Source organism: Bacillus sp. JJ722 (genome assembly GCF_036963345.1).
Classification (GTDB): Bacteria; Bacillota; Bacilli; order Bacillales; family DSM-1321; genus Bacillus_AD.
The window spans coordinates 1-7502 of record NZ_JBALMO010000103.1 but is presented as its reverse complement, the minus strand read 5'-3'; the positions used below and the strand labels follow the sequence as shown (position 1 = coordinate 7502).

General features: G+C 36.6%; 6 protein-coding genes. 1 reads left to right on the top strand and 5 read right to left on the bottom strand.

Translation table 11 applies throughout. The annotated features are described in order from the left end of the window. Positions 1-76: 76 nt before the first annotated feature. Complete coding sequence (locus V7014_RS13460) at positions 77-1900, bottom strand: type I phosphomannose isomerase catalytic subunit (protein WP_335507947.1); 1824 nt, start codon at positions 1898-1900, stop codon at positions 77-79. 250 nt (positions 1901-2150) lie between these two features. On the opposite strand from V7014_RS13460, the gene V7014_RS13455 reads away from it, so the two are divergent. Next, complete coding sequence (locus tag V7014_RS13455; RefSeq protein WP_335507945.1) at positions 2151-3155, top strand: LacI family DNA-binding transcriptional regulator; 1005 nt, start codon at positions 2151-2153, stop codon at positions 3153-3155. 362 nt (positions 3156-3517) lie between these two features. Here the strand turns inward: V7014_RS13455 and spoIID are convergent, their stop codons facing one another. The 4 genes from spoIID to V7014_RS13435 all read right to left on the bottom strand — a co-directional run bounded on the left by spoIID (position 3518) and on the right by V7014_RS13435 (position 7207). Then, the gene (gene spoIID, locus V7014_RS13450; RefSeq protein WP_335507943.1) at positions 3518-4555 is read right to left on the bottom strand and encodes a stage II sporulation protein D; all 1038 of its coding nucleotides are present in this window, start codon (positions 4553-4555) and stop codon (positions 3518-3520) included. Between the two features lie 191 nt (positions 4556-4746). Continuing rightward, positions 4747-6045 (bottom strand): UDP-N-acetylglucosamine 1-carboxyvinyltransferase, encoded by a 1299-nt coding sequence (murA, locus tag V7014_RS13445; RefSeq protein WP_335507941.1) that lies wholly within the window; start codon positions 6043-6045, stop codon positions 4747-4749. 32 nt (positions 6046-6077) lie between these two features. Continuing rightward, the gene (locus V7014_RS13440) at positions 6078-6806 is read right to left on the bottom strand and encodes a YwmB family TATA-box binding protein (RefSeq protein WP_335507939.1); all 729 of its coding nucleotides are present in this window, start codon (positions 6804-6806) and stop codon (positions 6078-6080) included. Positions 6807-6967: 161 nt separating this feature from the next. Beyond that, positions 6968-7207 (bottom strand): DUF1146 family protein, encoded by a 240-nt coding sequence (locus tag V7014_RS13435; protein ID WP_335507980.1) that lies wholly within the window; start codon positions 7205-7207, stop codon positions 6968-6970. Between the last annotated feature and the right edge of the window lie 295 nt (positions 7208-7502).

The window sequence follows — 7502 nt, the reverse complement described above, 5'->3', positions numbered from 1 at the left end:
CACTTCAAAACGAAAGTAATAGCGAAGACGTTTAAGTGGGGGATGGACTAAAACCCCCACCGATTAAAGTTTCACTTTATTTATTAGATAGTAAGGCTGCCCCTAGTACACCTGCATCTCCATGTAGCTCCGCAAATTTTATACTCGTTTTTCCTTTTAGTTGATCATATACTTTTTTATTTGTCTTCTTAATTACGTCTTCTAAGAAAAAATCGGCTGAGGACATGACGCCTCCTCCAAGAATAATAACGTCAGGATTTAGCATATGAATAACATTAGCTAACCCCGTAGATAAATGATCAATAAATTTCATTATGATATTTTTAGCTTCTTGATCAGATTTACTTTTGCGAAACAATTCACTTAAATCTTCAAATTTTGTTAAATCAATCGTGCTATTTAACGCACTTCCACTAGCTAACGTTTCTAAAGAGCCTTGATTTAAAATTGTGTGAGATGGACCTTTCGAGTCGATAATCATATTTCCTATCTCTCCTGCACAATCTTGTGCACCTCGAATTAGTTGATTTTTATACACGAAGCCACCGCCAATTCCTGTGCTAACCGTCATATAAAAAACACTCTCTTGTTCCTTTCCTGCTCCTAGAATAGCTTCTCCAAAAGCTGCTGCATTAGCATCATTTTCTAATGTAACTGGCAATCCAAGTGCACTTTCTAAAATCTCTACTACAGGAACTTGATTCCAGCCTGGCAGATTAGGCGGCGATAAGATTAAACCACTAGTAGAATCAAGTGGACCGGGCGCAGCAATACCAACACTCTGCACATCAAAAGAACTTTGAGCTTGCTGACATAATTTGATGATTTCTTTAAGAATAGCGTCTGGGCCAAGTTCAACATTCGTTTTCATTTTCCATTGACGTGCAATCTTCCCATCTTCTTTAATGGCAGCTACACGAATATTCGTTCCTCCTAAATCTATACCTACCTGTACACGTTGCTTTTGATTATTAGGTGGCACAGCTAAAACAAATACTCCATTTCCCATAATCTCATAATTATGATTAGCAGCGAGTAAAACCGTTTCTGGCATTTTGGTAGTGACTCCGTTAATTGCCACTTCTCCTGATACCATAGATATAAAGGCATACTGGTTAGTTTTATACTGCCAAGACCCATTCAAAGTGACTTCTTCTACTCCAAAATAAGCGTTTGAAGTTAGCGTTTTTCGAATAGCCCCTGCGTCTACTTGCTCCCATTTACCATCTTGAATTTCTACATGAGGAACTTTTGTAACCGCTAATGAATCTTCAATGTGAAGCGGTCTTTTATTACCGGAGACATCTTTACGATCATAGTCATAAAAGCGATATGTTGTATCCGAGCTTTGTTGAATTTCAAGGACAACTACACCTTTAGTTAACGCATGAACAGTTCCAGCTGGCACGAAAAAGAAATCTCCTTTTTTAACTGGAACCTTTAAAAGAAGATCATTCCATGCACCTTTATTAACTAAAAGTTCTAACTCTTCCTTAGTCTTGGCTGTATGTCCAAAAATAATTTCTGCTCGCTCTTCACAATCTACTATGTACCAACATTCTGTTTTTCCAAAAGGGACGCCTTCACGTTCTTGTGCTTCACTATCATTCGGATGTACTTGAACTGACAAATCATCAGCAGCATCAATCCATTTAATTAAAAGGGGGAAGGTTTCACTAGTATCTACTCCGAATACTTCAGGATGCTTTTCCCATAAATCCCCTACTGACAATCCAGCAAAATCTCCCTCTGTCACAGTACTTTGTCCAACTGGATGAGCAGATACAGTCCATGCTTCTCCAATTGGTTTTGTATTTGTACATTCGAAACCATACTGGTTTAATCGAGTTCCTCCCCATATACGCTCCTGCATATGTGGTTTAAGCTTAATAGGCTTCATTATCGTTCCTCTTTTCACTTATAATACTTTACCTTTTAGTTAACAATTGTTTATAATAAAGTTATCACAGATTAAAAATAACTTAACTTAAAGTGATTAGCAATAGCTAAAATATCAAAAAATCATTTCGAACAATTTTTTTCATCTACACTATTATTGTTAACGAATATCCTTCTTTACTAGGATTTTTTCCCGTATAATTTAATTTAAATATACTTATAAATATAGTTAGAAAAGAGCGGATCATATTATGAGAAGTAAACGAGTAACCCTCCAAACACTCGCAGAGGAACTTGGAGTATCAAAGGTAGCGGTTTCAAAAGCTTTAAATGGGAAAGCCGGAGTTAGTGAAGAACTACGAAACAATATAGTTAAACTAGCACAAGAAAGAGGCTACTCGGTTTCACTGAAAACAAAAGTAGAAAGTGAAACACGTAATATATTAATCATTATGCATGAAAAATACTTTGAGAAAGATGATTTCTTTTATCCTAATTTTTATAAAGAAATCACGAAATTATTTTTAAAGAAAAAGATTTACCAAAAAAACCTAGTTTTGATTTCAGAACAAATGATTAAAGAAAGAAGTATCCCATCAAATCTTATCGAATCGGATGGCTGTTTAATCATTGGTGAATTAGAAGAAGGCTTTGTTCGCAAAATCAAGGAAGCTTGTCATGCGACTGTACTTACGGATTTTTCATTCCCTTCAATTGATGTCGATTCTGTTTATACAAACAACTTCTATGCCATGCAAAAACTGACTCAACTTCTAATTGATAACGGTCATCACAACATTATGTTTGTGACGAATAAACACGAAACCAACAGTATTAAAGATCGATACTTCGGATATCAACGTGCTTTATATGATAATGGACTATATAAACCGGAAATGGTTAATCAGACATATTGTTGGGAAACTGATCAATTGAGTGACATTGAAGCGCTTCCAACTGCATTTATATGCAATAACGATCGGGCAGCAATGATTATTACACACGAATTAATAAAGATGGGTTTTGATGTACCTGCTGATATATCAGTAGTCGGATTCGATGATACATCTTACAGCACAATGCTCACACCGTATATCACAACTATGAAAGTGGATATACCACGTATGGCAAAAGAAGCTGTTTCTTTATTAGAAAAGCGCATTAATCATCCATCAGAGCAAGCTAGCCATATCGTATTAACACCTTTATTAATCGAGAGACAAACACATAGCAAAGTGAAAAAAGCCTCTAAATAACACTGTTATACAATTTTAAAGTGCTCATCATAACGCTCGTTTAGCACTATAGATAGAAATAGGATGTGTGATTGTGCTATGAGTATTTACTACTCTCAACTGGAAAAGTACAAGTGCCCTTTTATCACAAAATCACCTTACACCCTTCGACTGAGATAAAGGAAATACTAGAAGCAGGTATGCAACCTCGATATTGCCTTATCGTAGGAAGAAGGGTGAAGTTTACTGGTGCTGTAAGTAAGCAACATGAATAGTGTTCAAAAATAAACATGGGTTGTTTTATATCTTCTCCATTTGCATAGAGAAAAGGGCTTCCCCCAAGCCAATATCGACTTAAGAGAACCCCTCTCCTCTCACTAAACTCATCTCTGAGCTACTATTTTTTTTGCAAATGAAGCCGAAGAAGCGATTTGAATACCTGAATAATAATGCTTTACGATTTGCTCGTAATTCTTCCCTTCCTTAGCCATTCCATTTGCTCCATACTGGCTCATTCCGACTCCATGTCCGTAACCCTTTGTGGTTATAATAATTGAATCTCCTTTTCTTTCCCAGGAAAAATCTGATGATCTTAAACCTAGTTTTTCGCGTACATCCTTACCACTAATTACTTTCCCATTAATTTTAACCGATGCTACACGCTTACCAGGTGTACGCTTTATGATTGAACCGATACTGTTTTTATCTTTAATATTTACACCTAATGATTTTTCAAATTGCTCAACAGATACTACTTTTCGATCGTAAAATTTTGGTGATTGTTTATCCCACGGACTTTCCACACTTTTCAAATATGGGTAAGGGCTTGGCCAGATTGCTTCGGAATTTTCCGTAAAGCCATTACTTGTTGAAAAGAACGTCGCTGTAATTGGTTTCCCACCATACGTAATAATCTGGCCTTCTGTTTCTAAAACCGCCTGCGCCACTTTCTTATACTTCCAATTATAATCTGCACCCCACTGTGCCTTTAACTCATCATCACTTTTATACACTTGATCATCTACCGTATCTGTCACATCTGCTCCTTTTAAGGCTTTATTCGAGGAACCATTCATCATATGATTTACGATGTATGTACGAGCAGTAAGTGCCTGTGCCTTTAATGCTTCTAATTCGAACTCAGCTGGCATCTCCGCTGCAACTACCCCTACTATGTACTTCTCAAGCGGTAGCTTACTCACTTTATTGTCAGCTGATCTTAATACAGCTACCTCCACAACCGACTGATCTAATTGACTTATATCAAGTGTCTGTTGCTGCTGTTTAGCTTGCTTTGTTTCATCCGTTATTTTTCCTTCCGATTCACTCTTTGAAAATGGAAGCACAAGCATAGCAGGAATCATAACGGTTAACGCGACCACGACCAAAACTACGTAAAATACAGGTTTGATAGATTTCAATATCTCGTCCCCTTCCATTAAGTATCACTTTATATTCATATGATAGGAATCCTTCTTTATTACGGATTACAGAAAATTATCATTTCCTCATGAGGAAATTCCATTAGCGTCAAGTAAAAAAAGAACCTGATTAGCAAAAGCCAATCAGGTTCTTTTTATCGTCAATAGTCCTATACGAAGCTATTAGTTTATTAAGCTTTTACATCTACAACTGTTTTTTGTGTAGCAGTACCTTCATTAATACGTTCGATATCTGCGCCAAGTCCAGCTAATTTACCATGGAAATTTACATATCCACGATCTAAGTGTTTTAATTCCGTTACACGTGTAATGCCATCTGCTACAAGACCAGTTAAAATAAGCGCTGCTGCGGCACGTAAATCCGTTGCTGCTACTTCAGCTCCTTGCAAGTCAGAAGGACCATTAATAATTGTAGAACGGCCTTCAATCTTAATATCAGCGTTCATACGACGGAACTCTTCTACGTGCATAAAGCGGTTTTCAAAGACCGTCTCTGTAATCATACCTGTGCCTTCCGCGCGCAGTAATAACGCCATCATTTGAGATTGCATATCTGTCGGGAATCCAGGATGTGGCATCGTTTTAATATCAACTGCTTTTAATTTCTCAGGTCCAATAACACGTAATCCTTCTTCTTCTTCAATAATTTCAACACCCATTTCTTGCATTTTTGAAATAAGGGAAGAAGAATGCTCAGCTACAGCACCTTTCACTAGTACGTTTCCGCCAGTGATTGCCGCTGCAACCATGAATGTTCCAGCTTCGATACGGTCAGGAATAATCGCATGTGTAGCACCAGATAACTCTGATACACCTTCAATACGAATAGTCGCAGTACCAGCACCGCGTACTTTTGCACCCATTTTATTTAGAAGATTTGCTAAGTCAACAATTTCTGGTTCTTTCGCAACATTCTCAATAATAGTTGTACCTTCAGCAAGTGTTGCAGCCATCATAATATTCTCTGTAGCTCCTACACTTGGGAAATCTAAATAAATTTTTGCACCTTTTAATCTACCTTCAACCTCAGCATCTAAGAAGCCATTGCCAACTTTGACATGAGCACCCATTGCTTCAAAACCTTTTAAATGTTGATCAAGTGGACGAGAGCCTATTGCACATCCCCCTGGCAAAGCTACACGAGCTTTACCATTACGTGCTAATAGAGACCCCATAACTAGTACAGAGGCGCGCATTTTTCGTACATATTCAAATGGTGCTTCGTCTTTTAAATCTCTTGATGCATCTACTGTTACGACATTGTTTTCAAAAACAACATCGGCGTTTAAGTTACGTAAAACTTCGTTAATAGTAAATACATCAGAGAGAGTAGGCACGTCTTTAATAATGCATTTACCATTGCTTGCTAATAATGTTGCAGCGATAACAGGAAGTACGGAGTTTTTAGCTCCTTCAATTTTTACAGTACCATTCAGTCTGTTTCCGCCGCGGACGATGATCTTTTCCAAAAGTATTCCCCTCCGCGTCCAATTTCTATATATTAATATTCAAATGTTATGATGGGTGTGCCAATTACGAAGGTCGTCTTTGCGCCCATTCCATCATTTCTCATGGCTAATTGTAAATTGTAATGTTCACTTACGTTAGTTTGTTTAAAAAGTGATGATTGGGCAGTAATAGAGATAAACTGTTCCTCTTGTAAACTCTCTACTTCCCTCGCATGAAAATTCTTCAACCATTTTTTTGCAGTAGAAGTTAAAACCTTATCAATATTATCATTGAAACTACCTTTGATACAAGTGAAAAATGTGGTATTTTGATTAAATGCTACTTTCTTTCTACTATTAAGTAAATTAGTAACATTTTTTTTCCCAATTTCCCTAGATTTGTTCCCTTTCATTTCATATGTAATATAAGACTCATTCCGACTATTAAGTGTAGAAGCAATTGTAATTGTCTCGCTAATATTCGATTCAACTCTTGTTCCTATCGCTATGTGTTTTGTAGAGTTTTTCATTACATTCCATGTGAAACTAGGAAGTTTTCTTTTTAATTCTCTTAACTCTAGTAAAAATTGACGCTCAGTCGTAATAGAACGAGTTGCCTCTCTGGCTGTTACAGACCATTCCTCTATCTTGACATCTTCTTTCTCCTCAAGAATGCGAAACATTTGCTCTAAATCCATGCGATCACTCTTTGCCTCTATCGTCATATTCCCAACAGTAACAATAATGAAACTTACTATTAATAGATAAATAATTTTTTGCATTACAGTAACCTCCCCTTGGCTACTAGTGTTACCTTTGGGGAAATCTACATACCTATTATTTATCGACAAGTTTCAAGTTAAGCGAATCACAAACAGCATCATTGTTCTTCTATAGTTAAATAGAATTAAATCTCTTTTTCTTTTACTTGTACTAACTACTCCTATCGCTGAATAAAAAACGGCATATTTAAAGACCAAGACAAGTAATCTAAAAAGAAGTTACTCGCCGTTGAGCCAATAGTAACTGTTAATAAGATGTACAAAAGCCTGGCTTGCATGACTTTATTCGGACGAAGTAATTTTTCAAAATTCAATGCTTGCAGAGCCCACCATGTTACAGCAATGAAAAATAAGTGTGATAAAATCCCTAACATCGCTTGTTGTCCTAAATTGACAAACATAAGGTTGCTCCCTTCTAAATCTCCAATATTCATTTTACCATACTTAGAATGGAAAAAAGGAGAAATTACTACAGCAAACACATTATTGACATATTTTTTCCAAATGCCAACCTATATATTATATAAAGAATCCCACTCATAGTAAACAAAATACTTTTTATTTTCACTAAAAACTATCCCAGATATAGGATATGTCCCAAAACTCGAGAGCATGACAAGAAAAGTGCAAAAGCCGGTTTGCTCCGTATGGACTGGAGCCCTTCGACTGAGATAAAGGAAACACGAAGAGCTGATA

Excerpts from the sequence above, each read along its gene's own strand:
- V7014_RS13460 (WP_335507947.1), bottom strand. The coding sequence starts at position 1,900 with ATGAAGCCTATTAAGCTTAAACCACATATGCAGGAGCGTATATGGGGA.
- V7014_RS13455 (WP_335507945.1), top strand. The coding sequence starts at position 2,151 with ATGAGAAGTAAACGAGTAACCCTCCAAACACTCGCAGAGGAACTTGGA.
- V7014_RS13440 (WP_335507939.1), bottom strand. The coding sequence starts at position 6,806 with ATGCAAAAAATTATTTATCTATTAATAGTAAGTTTCATTATTGTTACT.
- V7014_RS13435 (WP_335507980.1), bottom strand. The coding sequence starts at position 7,207 with ATGTTTGTCAATTTAGGACAACAAGCGATGTTAGGGATTTTATCACAC.